The organism is Nocardiopsis sp. iso_25 (genome assembly GCF_056173305.1).
Genome location: NZ_CM149667.1, coordinates 3,966,480 through 3,984,664 on the forward strand (window position 1 = coordinate 3,966,480; position 18,185 = coordinate 3,984,664).

5 protein-coding genes are annotated in these 18,185 nt (G+C 69.8%); all 5 read right to left on the reverse strand.

Annotation, left to right across the window (positions count from 1 at the left end):
• Positions 1-41: 41 nt before the first annotated feature.
• Positions 42-2,465, reverse strand: coding sequence for a UvrD-helicase domain-containing protein (locus AC0VX6_RS17220; protein WP_475465191.1), 2,424 nt, complete (start codon positions 2,463-2,465; stop codon positions 42-44).
• The gene (locus AC0VX6_RS17225; RefSeq protein ID WP_475465192.1) at positions 2,462-9,166 is read right to left on the reverse strand and encodes a DEAD/DEAH box helicase; all 6,705 of its coding nucleotides are present in this window, start codon (positions 9,164-9,166) and stop codon (positions 2,462-2,464) included. The genes AC0VX6_RS17220 and AC0VX6_RS17225 overlap by 4 nt, the downstream gene beginning before the upstream one ends.
• 2 nt (positions 9,167-9,168) lie before the next feature.
• A complete protein-coding gene (locus AC0VX6_RS17230) occupies positions 9,169-14,088 on the reverse strand; it encodes an Eco57I restriction-modification methylase domain-containing protein (protein WP_475465194.1) in 4,920 nt (1,639 codons plus the stop codon).
• A gap of 2 nt (positions 14,089-14,090) precedes the next feature.
• A complete protein-coding gene (locus tag AC0VX6_RS17235; RefSeq protein ID WP_475465196.1) occupies positions 14,091-16,919 on the reverse strand; it encodes a helicase-related protein in 2,829 nt (942 codons plus the stop codon).
• A gap of 120 nt (positions 16,920-17,039) precedes the next feature.
• The gene (locus AC0VX6_RS17240) at positions 17,040-18,089 is read right to left on the reverse strand and encodes a serine/threonine-protein kinase (RefSeq protein WP_475465198.1); all 1,050 of its coding nucleotides are present in this window, start codon (positions 18,087-18,089) and stop codon (positions 17,040-17,042) included.
• Between the last annotated feature and the right edge of the window lie 96 nt (positions 18,090-18,185).

An 18,185-nucleotide genomic window follows, 5' to 3' on the forward strand; every position in this document is an offset into this window, starting at 1 on the left:
AGTCTCACCAGGTGCCGGGGCCCACTCACATCCCACGTCCCTTACAGCAGCGCGCCCGGGGGTTTGAACAGGCCCCCGTCCTCGAAAGCGTCGCCCTCGGCCTTCTCCGCCGCTTCCGCCTTCTCGGCCTCGGCGGCCAGCTCCGCCGCGTTCGGGGGCAGGAACCGGCTCGGCTCCCCGTGCCAGGACACCACCAGGGAGTCCCGGGCACGTGTGGCCGCCACGAACAGCAGCGAACGCGCCTGCTGCATCTCCTTGCGGTAGCGCGGCCCGTCGCTGTCCCGGTACCGCTCCACCCGCTCGTGCGGCACCAGTCCCTCGGTGATACCGGCGATGAGCACGTGCTGGTACTCCAGCCCCTTGTACCGGTGCAGGGTGCCCACGTGCACCGACTGCTCCTTGCCGGGCGGCGGCCCCTCACGCCCCAGGGAGGCGGCGCTGATCCCGCCCCGGACCAGTTCCCGCTCCATCTCACTGACCATCTCCCCTGTGGGCACGGCCACCGCGATAGAGGGCACTCTTCCCTCGGCCTCCGAGCGCTCCCGGATGGCCCGGATGCGGCCCACGAGGGCCCGCATCTCGGCCTCCCAGGTGTCGGCTCCGCGGAAGGCCGGCCGGGGACCGCGCAGCACCGACCGGTAGCCCCGCAGGGTGTCGGTGCCCTCGTCCAGATCGTCCCAGGTCTCCTCCCCCAGCAGCCCCAGCGCCGAGCCCAGGATCTCCCGGGTAGTGCGGTAGCTCAGGGTCAGGCGGGAGGCGCGACCCACGATGTTGATGCCCAGGCTGCCCAGGGACACCTGGTTGCCGTAGATGCGCTGGTGGGTGTCGCCCACCAGGAAGATGTCGTCGTCCTTGTGGTCGACCATCGCGCGCAGCAGCGTCCAGTGGGCGGGATTGAGGTCCTGGGCCTCGTCCACGACCACGTGTTCGTAGCGGAACCGCAGGCTGGCGAAGGACTGGTCCTGGCGGTGCAGCATCGGACCGCCGTGCTTGGCCTCCTGCTCGCGGTTGTGCCGGATCTTGGCGGCGCGGTCCACCTCCACCCGGGCGGCGGCCTCGGCCACCTGGCGGAAGGTCCACACGCCCCTCTCCTCCAGGCGCATGGTGAAGCGCTCCACGAGCTGCCAGATCTCGGCGCGCTGGGCGCGGCTGACGCGCTGCCCGCGCCCGGCGCGGCGGGCCCGGAAGTACTCGGAGCGGCTGCGCACGCTCTGGCCCAGGATCACCTGGCTCCACTCGGCGTTGAGGAAGTCGGCGTCCCAGTTCTGCTCGCCGAGCTCGACGAGCATGTCCTCCCACTCGCGGGCGGCCTGCTGGTCGTTGACCGTGCGGCGGCGCTGCCTGCCCTGGCCGCTCTCGCTGACGATCCTGGAGGCGAGCTGGTCGATGTTGACGATGTCGACCCGGTCCAGGAGCTCCTGCCCGCCCAGGTCCAGCATGCGGCGGCGCAGGTCGGCGGCGAGGTTCTTGTTGAAGGTGGTCAGCAGCACGGGCTTGGTGAAGCCCTTGGGCAGCCGCTCGACCAGGTACTTCACCCGGTGCAGAGCGACGATGGTCTTGCCGGTGCCGGGGCCGCCGCTCACGCGCGCCGGGCCCTTGTAGACACGATCGACGAGCTTGCGCTGGGTGGGGTGCAGGAACACCTTCCACGCGGCGAAGTCGTCCTCCAGCACCTGTTGGAGTTCGGTGTCGGAGGTGGTGACCCGGGTGGCGGGACGCGCCAGGGCCGCGGCGTAGTCGGTGGTGTCGACGGGCTCGGGGGCGACGACCGGGCGGGTGACCTCCTCCATCACCTCGTCGAAGCCGCGTCCGTCGGCGAGGGCGAGCAGGACCTCCTCGGTGTGGCGGGGGGCGTACTCGACCAGGCCGAGGAGCCTGCTCTCGGAGGTGATCGTCAGCGCGAGGGAGACCAGCCCGTCGGCCACGCCCAGTTCGCGCAGCTGCTCCTCGCTGTAGTCGGCCAGGAGGGGGCGGGGGCCCGGGTCGGCCGGTTTCGCCGCCTCGATCGACTCGACCGGTTCGACCGGCTCGGCGGGGGCGGCCGGTTCCGGGGCCGGTGGCGCCGGGACCTCCTGGGTGGAGGCCGGGGCCGGTTCCTCCTCCGAGGCGCTCGCCTCGGCCGAGGCCACCACGTCGAAGATCTCCAGGGCGCCGGTCACCGCGTTGATCTCGAAGCGGAACCGGTCCAGGTGCTCGTAGACCTCCCCGCGCGGACGCAGGGCGACGAGGATGTAGTCCTGGTTGCCGACGTGGAACAGGATCACCCGGTAGTCCTGGATGAGCCTGGCAGAGAAGAGCCGGTCGTGTCCCTTGAGCGCCTTGAAGTGCAGTCCCGGGGCCGTGGGGTTCTCCCGGAACTTGTACTGGAAGTCGTAGAGCGCCCCCTTCACGTTCCGGGGGAGTTTGCGGATCTCCTTGTCGGCCTTGTCCAGCAGCCTCAGCGTGGCCTTGTCCTGCACGCTCATCCCTTCACCGTCGTCGTGTCGTCGTCGCCCCTGCCGGAGCCCGCGCCAGCGTCACCGTCGTCACCGGTCAGTATCCGGGCCAGCTCCGACACATCCCACTGGTTCGCCTCCCGCACGTGCCAGCCCGCCCGGGCGTAGGCCTCCTCCCCGCGGGCGCGGTCCTCGGCGTTGCCGATCAGTTCGGCGGACAGCAGCACGGCCACCTTCCGATCGGGCCAGGCCAGTTCGGCGGGCCACAGCCCCGGGCCTTCGAGTTCGTAACCCGCCTCCGGAGCGGGGACGCCCCGCCGGGCCAGTTCTCCCGCCAGGGTGACCAGGCCGGGTTCGTCGGGCTCCATCAGGTCCCTGACCTGGTCCCAGCCGGGGTCGACGGTGATCTCCACGGTGTGGGCGCCGTCGGCGGGGACCTCCGGCCCGGGCCCGGTGGCGGAGGGGACCGGGGTCGGCTCGGCGGCGGTGGCCGCCAGGGTGGCCAGTCCCAGTTCCAGACCGCTCTCCTGGAACCGGGTGCTGACGAGGGTGTCGCCGAACAGCTCCTCCGCTTCGGCCGGGTCCAAGGGCTGGCGGGCGAGGCTGTCGTCGAGCCCGTCGCCGCCCACGGCCGAGAGCACGGTGGCGTCGAGGGCGTCCAGGGCGCTGATCGCGAACTGGCCGGCGTCGCCGCCCTCGCGGGTGAGGAACTGCACGAGGTTGCCCCAGTACAGCCAGGACTTCCAGCGGCGCCGGTGCGCGTCGGGGTCGGCGGTCAGCGCCTCGTCGCGGTCGTCGAGGACCGTGAAGGCGCTGATGGTCTCCTCGGCCTTGTTGGCGACCAGGACCATCCGGCATCCGGCGTCGTCGGTGGCCCGGATGAGCACGCAGCCCCGGCCCGGGATCCGCTTCGGCAGGGGGGCGCCGCGCAGGGCCGGGACCACGTGCGGGGTGAGTTCGACCGCCCCTCCCCCGGCGTGCTCCACCCCGGTGGTGCGCATGGTCCCGGTGACGGCGGCCGTGGCCCGCTGGACCCAGGCCTTGGGGTCGGGGTCGCCGAGGTAGGAGAACAGCATCCGGGAGGGGCTGTCCCAGACCGTCTCGTCCAGGTTCCTGGGGTCGCCGCCCTGTGCTCGGTAGGCGTCCTGTGCCTGCCTGCGCCCGTTGGGCCCGTAGGGTTCCCAGGCCGGGTGCGGGACCCTCTTGCCGTCCAGGTGGTCCAGGTCGTCCCAGTTGAGCTGGAAGACCGTGATGCCGTGGGCGCGCAGCCGGGCGCGCTTGTCGGCGTCGTCGGCGATCCGGTTGTGCTCGGGCGAGGCGTGGTAGGTGTAGCCGTCCAGGTAGAGGGCGACCTGGTCGCCTCCGGTGTCCAGGCGGCGGAAGACCACGTCGGGGCGGGTGCCCTTGATCGTGTTCTGGAACAGCACCTCCCAGCCGATGACGCCGCCGTTGGGACCGATCAGGCGCAGGACCGCGCTGCGGCGGCCGTTGACCCTGCCGCCCAGCTCGAAGGAGCGCCCCGCGTCGGGGGCCTTGGCCCAGCGCTGGAGCGCCTGGAGGAAGCGGGCCTCCAGCTCGCTCTCGACCTGGTCCCACAGGGAGATGTCGTCGGTGCGGGCGATGCTGTCGGTCTGCCAGTCCTCCAGCAGGTCCTCCAGCATCTCCTGGGCGAGCAGCCGGTCGGCGTGCGGGAACTCGCGGTCGCTGACGTGGGCGAGCAGACAGCGGTGGCAGGCGGCCCTGCCCTCCTGGTCCTTGCAGGAGCAGTCCGCGACGACCTGGTGGGCCGCGGTGAGGACCTCGCGGATGCCCTCGTCCCCGGAGCGGGGGTTGAGGTAGCCGCTGCCGCCGGGCAGGGTGTCGTGGATGACGAGGTAGCGGCGGCGGTGGCCGGTCTGCTCGTCGGGCATGGTGGCCACGGTCGCGGCCAGGTGGTCCAGGGCGCCGCCGTAGACGCGGGCGAACCCCGCCATGAGCGCGGCCTTGAAGCTGACGATGCGCTCGGCGGTGTGCACGGTGGCCACGGGCAGCAGGATGCGCAGCGCCTCGGTACGCAGCGTGTGCGCGAGGATGATCCGCTCGTGTTCGACCTCGTCGCCGCGCCGCTGCGGGCACCAGGGGCGGTGGTAGCCGGGCCTGGCGTCGTAGGAGCTGCCGAGCAGGCTGCTGGTGGCGTTCACGGCCTCGTCGGCGGTGGCTCCGCCGCAGGCGCGGCAGACCTGGAACGGGGTCGGGGTGACCTCGCTTCCGGCGAAGGTGACCGTGGCGGGCCGGTTCATGCGCAGCGCGCCGAGGTTGAAGCGGCGGATGACCGCCTCGCGGGTGAACTCCACGCCGAACACCCGCCCGGAGTGGCGCCAGGCGCCGGGCTCGATCGCGTCCTCGGGGATGTCCACGGCCGTGGCGGTCTCATAGAAGACGCGCTGGCGCTCGTCGTGCTCGTCGCGGATCAGGGCGTCCTCGCGGCGGTCGCGGGCGTACACCCGCGTTGGCTCCAGGACCCGGTACAGGCTGCTGCGGTCGGCGATGACGGTGTTGTCGCAACGGGGGCAGGGGGAGGTGTCCACGGCGGCGTTGTCGGTGCGCACGTACCCGCAGCCGGGGCAGACCCGCCAGTCCCGCCAGGCGGGGCGGGTCATGGAGCCGATGTCGAGCCCGTCCACGGTGTGCCGGTAACCGCGCACGTAGTAGTGGTTGCCGGGGGCGAACTCGGTGAGGGCGCGCGCGGCGGGGCGTTTGTACTCGCGCACCTCGGTGCGGAAGTCGCGGTCGCCCTCGGCGCTGCGCTCCTCCCAGGTGAGGGTGGCCTCCAGCTCGGTCGCTCCGTCCACGAGCGAGTAGTTGGGCAGCACGCCCAGGTCGACCAGGGCGCCGTGGGCGCTGGTGCGGCCGATCTCGCCGATGCGCTTGCGCACGGCGGTGCGCTCGGCCTGGAGGGCCCGCTTGCGGCGCTTCTGCTCCTTGTCGGAGTCGAGCAGGGCGTCGATGGAGCGGGTGACGGTCTCTACGCGTTCGCGCAGGTCGTTCAGGCGCGCGGCCCAGACCTCCTCGGTGCGGGCGACGGTCTCCTTCAGGCCCGCGGTGGCGTAGTGGCGCAGTTGGGCGGCGGCGTCGGGGTCCACCTCGGCCCCGGCGCCGTCGAACAGGTCGAGGAAGCCCGTGACCAGCCGGTCCCCGGAGGCCAGGGCGCTCTCGGTGAAGCCGCGCAGCCAGCCCAGGTCGCCGAACAGGTCGGCGGCGCGGCCGGGCAGCGCGGGCACGCCGGTCAGCTCGCCGCGCGCGGCCAGGTCGAGCAGGTGGGCGGCGTACTGGCGGCGCAGGATCTCCACCGCCGAGGGGAAGCTGCCGGGCGGGGCGATCTGCCCGGCGATCATGTCCAGGGGCTCCTCCAGGTAGTACCGCTCGCGGGCGCGGCGGCCGACCAGGGTGAGCAGGAAGGCGTTGCCCGATCGGCGTCCGGCCCGGCCGGCGCGCTGCACGTAGTTGGCCGGTCCGGTGGGCAGCGAGCCCAGCAGGACGGCGGACAGGGCGCCGATGTCGATGCCCAGTTCCAGGGTGGGGGTGGCCGACAGGACGTTGGGGTCGGTGTAGCGGGTACCGCGCTTGAAGGAGTCCTCCACGCGTTCGCGCTGGGCGCGGGTGAGCTGGCCGGTGTGCTCGGCGGTGGTGATCCGGAAGGGCTGGGCCTCCCGGTAGAGGCGGCGGTAGTAGTCGTCGCTGAAGCGGCGGTCCTCGTCGACGGTGAGGCGGCCGGTGCACCGGTAGCGGGGGCAGGCCGCGGCCTCCCAGTCGGCGCTGTGGTCGGGGTGGACGGTCTGGCGCCAGTTGCACACGTGGCAGCGCAGACCGCCGGTGACGACGGCGTCCCCCTCGGTCAGCGCCCGGACCTGGACGTGCCCGGGGGTGAGGCCGTAGATCCGGGTGGAGCCGTCGGCGGCAGTGGTGCGGGTGAGCAGGCCCTCGTCGTGCAGCACGTCCAGGAGCCGGCCCAGGTAGCGGGGCACGGTGTCGGCCTTGACCTGGAGGCAGCGCACGGTCCAGTCCTGGTACCAGGTGCCGCTTCCGGTGATGGAGTCGAACTCGCTGCGTTCCTTGCGCTGGTCGGTGACGAAGCGCGGCGCGGGCAGGCCGGAGCCGCCCCGGGGCTTGGGGAAGGCGGGCATGCCGTCGGGGCGCTGGCCCCAGATGGTGCCGAAGCGCCTGGTGCCCGCGTTGTGGACCCAGGGGTCGAGCCAGTGGTGGCCGATACCACCCCGAGTGCGCACGCGTTCCAGCAGGCCGCGCACGTACCCCCGGAAGACGGACAGGTCGAGGCGCTCGCCGAGCTGGTCGCCGCTGTGCTGGAGGATGTCGCGGGCCAGCGCGGCGATGCGGTCGGGCTCGTCCAGTCGGACTTGGGCGGCGGCCGTGCGGGTCAGCTCCAGGGTGCGACCCTGGCGGGAGCGCAGCCCGAACTCCAGGACGGCGGTGAAGGCCAGGCGCTCACCGACCAGGTCCCACTCGCGGGTGCCTCCGCCGCTCTCCCCCGCCAGCAGCCGGTCGACGCCGGGCAGGTCGTGCATGTCCGGCGGGACCACGCACGCCAGGTAGGCGGGGTCCCCGGCGTGCTCGACGGTGTCGGCGATGAGGTCGTTGAGGTCGATGGGCGAGCCGTCGGCGGGCAGGCGCGAGGCCAGCAGGGCGCGCGCGGAGAAGGTGTAGGACCGGTTGGAGACGAACCCGGCCCGGTGGGCGGCGTCCTGTACCGAGTCGCTGAACATCAGCGTCTTGGGGACCTCGCCGTCGTGGGCGAGCTGGCCACCGGTGAACAGCTCGGTGACGGCCACCGAGGCGAGCGCGGCCAGGCCCGAGCCGAGGAAGCGGGTGCCCTGGTCGGCGTCGCAGGCGGGGCAGCGGTCGTTCTCGGCGGCCCGGAAGGACTCCTTGGTGTGGCCGAGGTCGGCGAGGACGAACACCCCGTCGAGCTGCCCGGTCTCGTGCTTGGTGATGTCGGCGGCGTCCACCGGGCGCAGGTGCGTGCCCGCGGCGTTGAGCACCAGGGTGCCGGCCGGGCGCTCCTTGGCCTCGGCGCGGCTGGCCCGGATGAGGGGGCGCACGTACTTCTTGCTGGAGATGGCGCCCCGGTAGACCTTGTCGGGGTCGGTGACCAGGTCGGAGGGCGAGGACTCCGGCGAGACGGCGGCCCAGCCCGAGCGTCCGCAGTGGCGGCAGTACACGGCGGGCAGATTGGCTCGGCCGAGGTCGGCGTTGGTGGTCTCCGCGCCCAGCGCGGGCAGGGTCTCTCCGTGCCAGGCGAAGGAGGGCCTGTCGGCGACGGCGCGCAGCAGGCGCGAGACCGAGCGGACCCACAGGTGGGTCTCGACGGTGACCAGGGGGCGATCGGGTCCGTCCTCGGGGGCGTCGGGATCGCGGGCGGTGGAGAGCAGGGCGACGTAGCGGGCCAGGGCCTCGGCGGCGTGCTCGGGGGCGCTGCTGAGCGCGCGGCCCCAGGCGTAGGCGCCGCGGTCCGGGATCTCCTCCAGGACCCTGTCCATGGGCGCGACCGTGCCGTCGAGGATGTGCAGGACGGCCTTGGTGAGGATGTGTGTGCGCAGGACGGCGCCGAGTTCGCGCGGGGTGAGGTCGTCGCGGTCGGTGAAGGCGGCCATGATCCGGCCCATGGCGGTCTCGTCGCTGTGCGGGTCCCGGATCTGGGCGACCACGACCGGATCCGGCACCGGCAGTTTGTATTCGAGTTTGGGGATGAACTCGTCGACGGACAGGCGGTCCTCGCCCACCACGGAGTCGGGGCCGAACTCGGTGGCGAAGACGGTCGCGGCGACCTCACGGATGCGGTCGGCCGGGGTGGGGGTGTCGCTTCCGGGGGTGTTGGTGCCGGGCGTGTGGGCTCCGGGGCTGCTGGCGCCGTCCTTGCCGTCCTGGCCGAGGGTGGCGCTGGTGGCCACAGGGCAGATGTCGCCCAGCGGGCGGCCCGGCCGGGCGTTGCCGGTGGCGGCGGACAGGCGGCGCAGCAGCATGGCCACGTCGGTGCCCTGGGCGCCGTCGTAGGTGTGGAACTCGTCCACGACGACGTAGGTGAGGGCGGAGTCCTTCCACAGGGGAAGGTCCTGCTCGCGCTGGAGGAGCAGGTCGAGCATCTTGTAGTTGGTGATGAGGATGTCGGGGCGCTGGCGGCGGATCTGCGCGCGGGCGGTGGTCACGCGCGGGTAGCCGGTCTCGGGGGTGTCGCCGATGTAGAGGCCAGCGGTGACCTGGGACAGGGCCGGGTCGGAGAGGTATTCGTTGAGGCGCTGGGCCTGGTCGGTGGCCAGGGCGTTCATCGGGTAGAGCAGGACGGCCTTGATGCCGGTGTTCCCGGAGGCGCGCTCGCGGCGGCAGTGGTCCAGGAGGGGGATGAGGAAGGACTCGGTCTTGCCGGAGCCGGTGCCGGTGGTGATGAGGGTGGGTTCGGCGGGACCGTGGAGGGTGGACAGGCGCTGGAAGGCCTTGGCCTGGTGGAGGAAGGGCCTGAACCCGGCCGGACGCCATTCCAGGTGCTCGTGCCAGGAGTCGTCGGCGTGGCGGAAGGGCGTGCGGACGCGGAGGTAGGGGCCCCGGAAGATGCCCTGTTTCGAGTCGTTGAAGAAGGCTTCGAGTCCTTCACGGACGGGTTCGTCAGCGAGGGCGAAGGTCGTGGAGAGGTACTGGGTGATGTTGCGCTTGACCTCTGCGGCGGCGAGCGTGGGCTGCATGGTCAGACCTCCCCGTCCCAGGTACCGTCGCGCTTGGCGCGCTCGACAATTTCCGTGAAGTGGGCGTGGGCCTCGCGGTACTCGCGTTCCCGGTCGGTGTCGTAGAAGGGAGCGGCGTACCCGTCAGGGACGGTGTCCGTGGGGTCGTCCTTGTCCAGGTACTTCTTCAGGTGGAGGAAGTCTTCCTTCGTCTGCCCGTAACCGTAGGTGTTGTGGTTCTTGGCGATCTTGCGACCGTTGGCATCGAAGTGAATATCCGCTTCGTAGTCGTGCAGGACCGGGTAGCGAGACTTGTAGACGGCGGCCAGCTCGTCAGCGCTGATACCAAGCCAGACGGAAACCAGGGCATCGAGTTCCACGAGGGCGGCGCGACGTTCGTACTCGGTGCGCAAAGGTGAGGCGTACTCCCACTCGGGGCCGACCTCGCCGAGAGGAGCCAGGCGCGGCCAGTTCACCGCCCACGCTTCCTGCTGCCAGGACTCGTCATAGAGCTCCGCCCAGAGCGGAGTGTAAGCGTTAGTGAGGCAGTTAAGCCGCATAGTGCGAACGAGCAACGCGGCCTCTAGTGGGTGCCCCGCACCAGGAGCGGGCATTTTCAAAGCATCACCCATTTGCAAATGCCCACGACCGGTAACGCGCAACAAATAGTCCAAGGGAAGTGCATTCCAGAAACCAGCATTCAAGACCGTAGAAGTATTATCACCCATAGACAGAGCATGAACACCATTAACATGAGAAGGCCCCGGAGCAATGAGCGCAGCAAAGAGACTGCGTTCATTGGCTGGCGGAATCATCATTCGCCAGGCCAGGCGATAGTACTCCGTACAACGTTTCCCGTTCCATACATCCTGAGCATCTAGGAAGTCATGTTCATATCCCGCTCGCTCATAGTTAGCCACCGGAACTGCATCAACGGGAAGCCGAGTCAGATCCCACGCAGACCAGTCCCTGTTAGTCTTACAAGGAATATTGGGCCTCTTTGCAAATGGTGTCCCTTGAGAGAAATGAGGACCCTGAAGAATCACATCTTGCAAGGATGTTCTTTGAGATGTATTCCATCGAATCAAACCATCTTTTTTAGCACCCATCTCATGATATCCACTAGATACCATTGGACGACCATCACCCAAGCGACGATCAGCCTGCGCCAACCCTTCGATAGCACCAGCCTCCGCATTAGTTACCGGATACAGAAGAGGAGCCATCTCTGGAGCTTCACCTGAGGAAGCCGTCAACTCGCTCCAACGTGACAGGACCTCTCGATTAACACGAACCAGCCGCTCCCAATGTGGACGAACATCCCAGGACCCCAAATGCTTCACACCTGGAATATCCTCACCTCCTCTCCCATCAAGGGATCCCAAGAGAGTTTCAGCGATAAACAACCAGCTCACATGCAGAAAATTAACGGACTTTTTTGACCCATAAACATGAACGCCAAATTGAGCATTTCGGTCAATTTCACTAAAAACTTCAAGCTTATTAATAAAATGACCATGGATTCGCAAATGCGAATAAGAACTCGACCGGAGGGCACCTTCTTTAGCTCCACCAAAGTGGCTATCTGGATGAATCAATCCAGATTTTCCAAACTCTCCACCATTTGACCAAACTCTACACATGAAGGCTCGATAGAGATCAGGCTGCGTTCCGACAAGAAGTGGGTACGTGGCCTCATCAGACAAGAAGTCGCTGACCCCTGCAACACCAGCAAGCTCTGCAAGAAAGTAGCCCTGCGAAGTCTCAGATCCAAGGACCTGACGCTTCCGATCATATCTAACTTCAATCGGCGATTTTTCCACGAGCTTAAACCAAGGCTCCAACTCGGAGAGAACACCATCATCATCCCATGTTGGGCGAACCCAGGGAGGGTTTCCCACCTGGATATCAAAACCGCCCCGGCTCTTAAACAGATGAGCGAACTGGAGTTCCCAGTGGAAGAATCCGTGCCGCTCGGCGAGGTTCTCCACCTCGTGGAGCCAGGGGAAGCTTTCACCCAGACGGAATTCGTCCTTCATCGCCATGAGAGGAGCGAGAGAGTCCTCAACAGCGTCGAGATCTGCCAAGGTCTCAATCTCGCTGAACAGGGTCCCCTCCGGGATGTCCTGGGAACCCAACAGGGCCTCGGCGAATTTGAGCCACTTCTCCAGGTCCGCCAGGTCCAGGCTTTCCCGGGCTGAACCGAAGAGCGAGTCGTTACCACCAGCGCTGCTCAACTCCAGAGTGTTCCCGAGCCGCTGGTACACCTCATCGCTGCCGTCCAGCAGCCCTGCCTTCTGCACCGGCCAGAACCACAACGCGCACCAGGCGTCCATCAGCGTCTTGAGCCGCCAGTACGGGGTGCCCTTCTCGGTGAGGTTCGCGAGCACCTCTTCCCTCGGGATGGCGTGCTCGGGCTGGTCGATCCAGTCAGCGCCATAGACATCAACCCGCCGACTGATCTCCCGCTCGGACAGCTCCAGCCGCCGGATCACCAGCCCCCACAGGAATTCGGCCCGGCGAGACAGCGCCTGCAAGCGCCGGAACTGCGAGTTCTTCCCGCTCGTCTTGGGCTTGCGGCGCATCGCGCGCCGCCACGCACCCAGCTTCGCGGTGTCCTCCGGCGCGAGGTTCTTGGCCTCCTTCTCCGCCGCGACACTCCCCCACCCCTGTGCGGGCAGCAGGAAGTGGTGGATGTACCCCTCCGAGATGTCCCCGTCCCGGAACGGCTGATCCACCGGCGCGCTCTTGAGCCACTCGCCTTTCTTCACCGTCTCCGGGTCGTACAGCCTCCGCCCGGCACCGATCAGCGAGTTACCGCGCCGCAGGTGCAGGCCGAACCACGGGGCCTGCAGCCCCGGGTACATCACGTTCAGCCACAGCGACACCTCCGCCAGCTCCACGGCGGTGCCGTTGAGGTCCACCCCGTACGCCCGGTGCAGGGCGATGTAGGCCTTGGCCTTCTGGAGCTCCACCGCGTAGCGCTCGGGGTCCAGCTCCTCACCGCGCTCGGCCTGCGCACGCTTGAGGTACTCGGCCGCCACCTGGTTGATGGCCTCGTTCAGGAACGCCCCCGAACCCAGCGCGGGCTCGCAGATGGTCCACTCCAGCAGTTCCTTCGCCGGGGTGGTCGTTCCGTCCTGGTCCAGCCTCTCCCGCAGCGTGAGCTGCACGGTCAGCTGGGTCAGCGACTCGGGGGTGTAGTACGACGCGCTGGTCTCCCGGTCGCGCCCGGCCAGGCGGTACACGAACGACCCGGGCTTGTAGACCACCATGGGGCTTTCCCTGGTGGACTTGCCGTTCTCGTCCTTGACGCGCACCCACACGTCGTCGCTGTAGTCCTCGACCTTCGAGTGCGGCACCATCCACGAACCGCCGGACGGGTCGCCGTTCTTGGCCGCCTCGTACAGCTCCTCCTTGGCGATGAACCCGGTGTAGGACATCAGCCCCTCGTACACCGCGCCGAGCTGGTTGATGCCGAGCTGGGCGTAGGAGATGAACCCGCCGCGCCCCCTCCTGGTGCCGCGGGAGATCATCAGCCTGCGCAGCACCTGGTGCAGGGCCTCGTTGCGCAGCCGGGTATCCAGCGGCTCCATGGTCGGCTCGTCGGGGTCGTCGTCCGGGTGCGGCAGGCGGGTGCCGATCAGCCGTGTCCGCTCGGGGTCGAACAGGTCGGCCCTCAGCGGTTCGAAGCGCAGCCCGTCCCCCTCCGACAGCCCCTCGGCCTCCTCCCGGTCCAGGACGTGCCCGCGCGGGTTGTGGCCCTCGTTGACCATGCGGAACAGCAGGTCCAACGACTGGTACAGGTGCGTGCTGTTACGGGCCTCCTCTCCCACCAGGTCGTTGACGACCAGGTCGCCCAGGCGCGCCATGCTGTACCCGCGCACGTACGCCTCGTCCTTGGCGGGCACCACGCCCAGTTCGGGGCGGGCTTCGGCGTAGAGCAGGAACAGGATCCGGTAGAGGTAGCGCAGCGACTGGCGGGCCAGCTCGTCGGCGAAGGTGCGGTTGGAACGGGTGTCGATCCGCTCGGGGTCCACGCCCTGGTCACGCAGCCGGGCCAGGACCTCGTTGGCGATGATCTCGACCGAGCGCTGCAGGCCCTCGCGCAGTTCCTTGGACACGCCCACGGCGTGCTGGCGGGAGGCGTCGACGAGGGTGGCGATGGCCTCGGCTCCGCCGTCCTCCGAGGGCAGGAGCGCCTGGGCGCCGAAGAGCGCGGCGATGGTGCCGAGTTCGTCGTTGTCGCCCCGGCCCAGGGCGGTGTCCAGGCTGACGGCCAGGTAGCGGCCCTCGCCCCACACCGAGCGGTCGGCGAGGACGACCACGCCGCCCGCGAGGACGAGGACGTAGCGCAGCTTCTCGTCGCGGGCGAAGAGCCAGGACACCAGCTTGGTGCCCAGGGTGATCCGCTCGCGTCCGCCGAGGTCCACCGGGTCCAGGAGCCATCCGGCGCCGTCGGGGTCCATGGCGGCGTCGGTGTCGGGGGCCCAGCCGCACTCGACGGCGGCCACGGTGGTCTCGTGCAGGGCCAGGCAGACGGGGACGGGCTGGTCGCCGTGCTCGAAGAGGCTCTCGGCGGGCGCGTCCTTGGGGGTGAAGCCGAGCGCGGTGAGCACGTCGCGGTGCAGGGCGTGCAGGCGTTCGGTCTGGGCGGCGACCGCGGCGGGGCCCGGCGTTCCGTCGCCCTCGCGCAGCCGCTCGGTGAAGTCGGCGAACGCCTGGCGGTCGGCGAAGTAGCGCCCCTTGAGCTGGCGCAGTCCCTGGCGCGGGGTCACCGGCCAAGGCGAGCGCTCCTCCCTGGGCAGCTTGTTCTCGGCGCTCTCGCGCTCGGCCCACTCCTTGAAGGGGCCGTCCTTGCCCTTGAGGTGCTTGGGCAGCACCTCGGCCAGGTAGTGGGCGGAGAAGTACTCTCCCCGGTTGACCAGCGAGTCGTAGCCCATGCTCAGTTCTCCCCCTTCACCACGGCCAGCACGCGCAGCAGCGGCTCGCCCGACGTGCGCATCCTGCGCATCAGCCGCTCCTGTTCGGCGACGGTGTCGTGCACCCGTCCCCGTTCCTTCTGTCGGCCCTCGCCCAGGCCGTCCAGGCTGAGCTGCCGCCACTCCTTCAGCCGCTGCTCGGGTGCGGCCAGGTCCTGTTCGATGCGGGCGTCGTATGCGGCACTGCGCTCGGCCAGGTGGACACGGGCGGCCCGGACCGCGTCGGGCACCAGTTCCTGGAGGGCGGACAGGTCCTCGGCGCGGCCGGTGTTGACCATGCCCGACCCGACGCCCGTACGCTGGAGGGCCTCGAACATGTCCTCCACGCGCGGGGCTCCGGGCAGGCCGGTGACGGCCATCCACTCCACGACGGTGGGCTGTCCCAGTTCGTTGGAGTAGGTGCCCTGGACGAGGAAGACGGGTTCGGTGGCCCGGGGCGCCCGGATGACCCAGGCCTGGTTGCGCTGGGTGCGCACCTGCACCTTGTCCACCAGCCACTCCACCAGCGGGTGCAGGTCGCTGACGTAGCCGGTGTCGGGCCAGGTGGTCTTGGTGGCGCGGGCCTCGTCGAGCCGCTTCAGGGCGTGGTCGCGGTCGAAGGTGACGCGCAGGCGCTCCTTCACCTTGAGCTTGCGCAGGTAGTCGGTGGGCAGTGCGCTGAGGCGGTCGGCCAGGTCGCGGGGCGGTTCGAAGGCGAGGATGCGCCCGTCGTCGTCGACGGCCACGTCACCGGCGACGGTGTCCAGGGCGGCGCGGACGAACTGCTCGGTGGAGTCGAAGAGCTGGGGTTCGGGGGCGCGCTCGGGGGCGGCGGCCTCGTCGGGCACGCCCACGTCGCCGAAGAGGATGTCGCCGATCCAGCCGCCGTCGTCGCCGTCCGCGGAGGTCGCGTCGATGGACTCGTCCACGGTGCGCCCCTGGAGCAGGTCCTGGACGAGGCGGTCCTCCTCGTCCTTGGCGTTGTGCAGGCCGGTGACCGTCTCGGCGGTGCCCATGGCGCGGTGGGCCTCGGCTTCCCTGTGCAGCAGTCTCTCAGCCACCGAGGTGTCGTCCATCGCGCCCTCGGTCGCCGTCTCCAGGATGAGCGCGCGGAACTGGGGCTCGTGCTTCTGGCCGAAGCGGTCGATGCGGCCGTTGCGCTGTTCGATGCGGATGAGCGACCAGGGCAGGTCGTAGTGGAGGAGGTGGTGGCACTGTCGGTGCAGGTTGACGCCCTCGGATGCCACGTCGCCGGTGACGAAGACCCGGACCCTGCTGTCCTCCAGGGCGAAGTCGCTGATGAGGCGCTGCTGTTCGGTGTCGGACAGGCCGCCGTGCATCAGCGCCACCTGGTCCTCCTTCAGGCCCAGCGCCTTGGGCAGGTTCTCGCCCAGCCACTCCAGGGTGGGCACGGACTCGGAGAAGACCACGGCGCGGGTGTCACTTCCCTTACCGACCCCGATCTCCTTGAGCTGTTGGACGAGGGTGGTGAACTTGGCCGAGCTGGATTCGTCGATCTCGGCGGCCAGGTCGCCCAGGGTGCGCAGGGCCGCGTGCTCTCGCTCGTCCTCGCCGTCCTTGAGGCGGCCGGTGTCCTTGTGCGTGATGGTCTTGAGCCGGTTGGCGACCGTGGTGGACAGGGCCACGTGCGAGGACAGGAAGGCCTTGAGCAGGGTGTAGGGAAACAGGTGGTCTTTCCCGCGCACCACCGGTCCGCCCTCGCGGGCGTCCCCGGCCATCCACACCCGGGCGAGTTCGGCGAAGACGGCCTCCTCGGCGGGGGTGGCGGCGCAGCGCACCGACAGGGAGGGACCGCGCTCGGGCCAGTCGTCGCCCATCTCCGCGCGCACCTCGGGGTGGATCTTGGTGCGGCGGATGTAGAGGTGTTCGATCTCCTCGGCGCCGTAGTTCTCGGGGTCGGCGATGGCGGCCGGGTCCAGCAGGCGGATGAGTTGGGCGAAGGATTTGGAATTGCCGTTGTGCGGGGTGGCCGAGGCCAGCAGCAGGGCGTCGGTCTGAGCGGCGAGCAGCCGGGCGAGCTGGTTGCGCAGGTTGCCCTCGTTGATGAGGTTGTGCGACTCGTCGATGACGACCGCGTCCCAGTGCATGTTGCGCAGGTGCTGGCCGTACTTGCCCTGGTTCTTGAGGGTGTCGACGGAGATGATGGCGCGCTTGAAGTACAGGAAGGGGTTGCGTCCGGCGGGGATGTCGCGCTGGATGCGCTCCAGGCCCACGGAGTCCAGGCGCACCAACGGGATGGCGAAGCGGGTCCACAGCTCCTGCTGGAACTGTTCGAGGACCTGCTGCGGGGTGACGACGAGGATGCGCTCGCCGCGTCCGCGCCGGATGAGCTCGGCCAGGGTCAGGCCGATCTCCAGGGTCTTGCCCAGGCCCACCACGTCGGCGACGAGCACGCGCGGGCGCAGGGCCCGCAGGGCGAGTTCGGCGGGGCGCTGCTGGTAGACGAGGTCCTTGAGCAGGAACTTGCCGGGCATGGCCAGGCGGCGCTCGGACTGGGGCAGCGGGGTGCGGCGCAGCACCGACTCCAGGTACAGGCGGCTCTGCGCGTAGCCGGAGGAGTCGTCGTGGACCAGACGCGTCTGTTCAGGGTCCAGGGGGTCGACGCTCTCGATGCCGGTGAAGAACACCGCGTCCTCGCCCCGGACGAACTCCGAGACCCCGACCGCGCGGACCATGTACCCGTCGGAGGCCGCGGGGGTGCAGGTGCGCACCATCCACTCGGCGTCGCGCACCTCCACACGCGCCCCGGGGGCGAAGGGGCTGGTGCGGGCGGTGTCTGCTTCTGCGGTCAAGGGGAGACCCTCACTGTCCACTGCGGTGTTCTCGTTGCTTTCGATTACACGCGCCGCCGCCGGCGGCGGTTGGCGTCGTTCTCAGATGGTGACCGGCCCGGCGGCGGTCCGGCGGGCCCCTCAGGCGGCGGGACGCGCGTAGGCCTTGCGCAGCCGGGCGGCCGTGCGGGCCGCGAGCCGGGGTCCGGTCCCGGTCCCGGTCCCGGTTCCGGTGGGCAGCGGAGCCGTGGCGGGCCGGGTGACGGCCGCGGGGCGGGTGGCGGCCGGGATCGCGTCGGCGATCCCGGTGCCCTCGACGTGGGTGTGCTCGGCCAGCCGGGACCGGGCGGCGCCCGGGGAGAGCCCCGCGGCCGCGAGGAACTCGGTCAGTCGGGCGCGCACGTCGGCCAGCGCCGGTCGGCTCGCGGGGTCGACCGCCATCAGCTCGGTGACCAGCGGGAGCAGCCCGGCCGGGACCTTCGCCAGGTCGGGGTGAATGTCGGGATTGACCGCCGCCATGCCCAGGGCTTCGGCGGTGGCGCCGTTGTAGGGGTAGCGTCCGGAGGTCGCGTAGGCCAGGATCACGCCCAAGGCGTAGAGGTCGGCCGCTGCGGTCACCCCGGTGGGGTCGGTGAACTGCTCGGGCGCCATGAAGCGGGGGGTGCCCAGCCGCATGTTGGTCATCGTCAGGTCGCCGCCCGCTCCGCCGATGGCCACCAGGCCGAAGTCGACGACGCGGGGGCCGTCGGAGCCGAGCATGACGTTGGCGGGCTTGAGGTCGCGGTGCAGCAGCCCGGCGGTGTGGATCTCGGTCAGGGCCGAGGCCAGGACCAGGCCCAGGGCCGCGCCGTCGACCTCGTCCAAGGGGTCGTTGCGCTCCAGATAGGTGGCCAGGTCCAGGCCGGAAACGTACTCCATGGCCAGCCACGGCGTCTCGTCGTCCCGCTCGGAGACCGCCACGAGCGCGGCGACGCCGGGTCCCTGGACCATACCCAGGGCGGTGGACTCGCGGTCGAAGCGCTCGCGTAGGTCGTCGCGGTCCAGGTGCGCCGCGTGCAGGGTCTTGACCGCGACCGGGGCGTCCTCGGAGGTGCGGCCGACGTAGACCACGCCCATGCCGCCCTGCCCGAGTCGGCCGAGGAGTTCGATGCCGCCGAGGGCACGGGGGTCTGAGGGGGTCAGGGGTTTCACTGCGGACCTGCCAATGCCACCGGGGGCCGCGCGCGGTGGAGCGGGGGAACGCGCGGTCTGCGAACACAGGCTATCGCCGCTGACCTGCACGCAGAC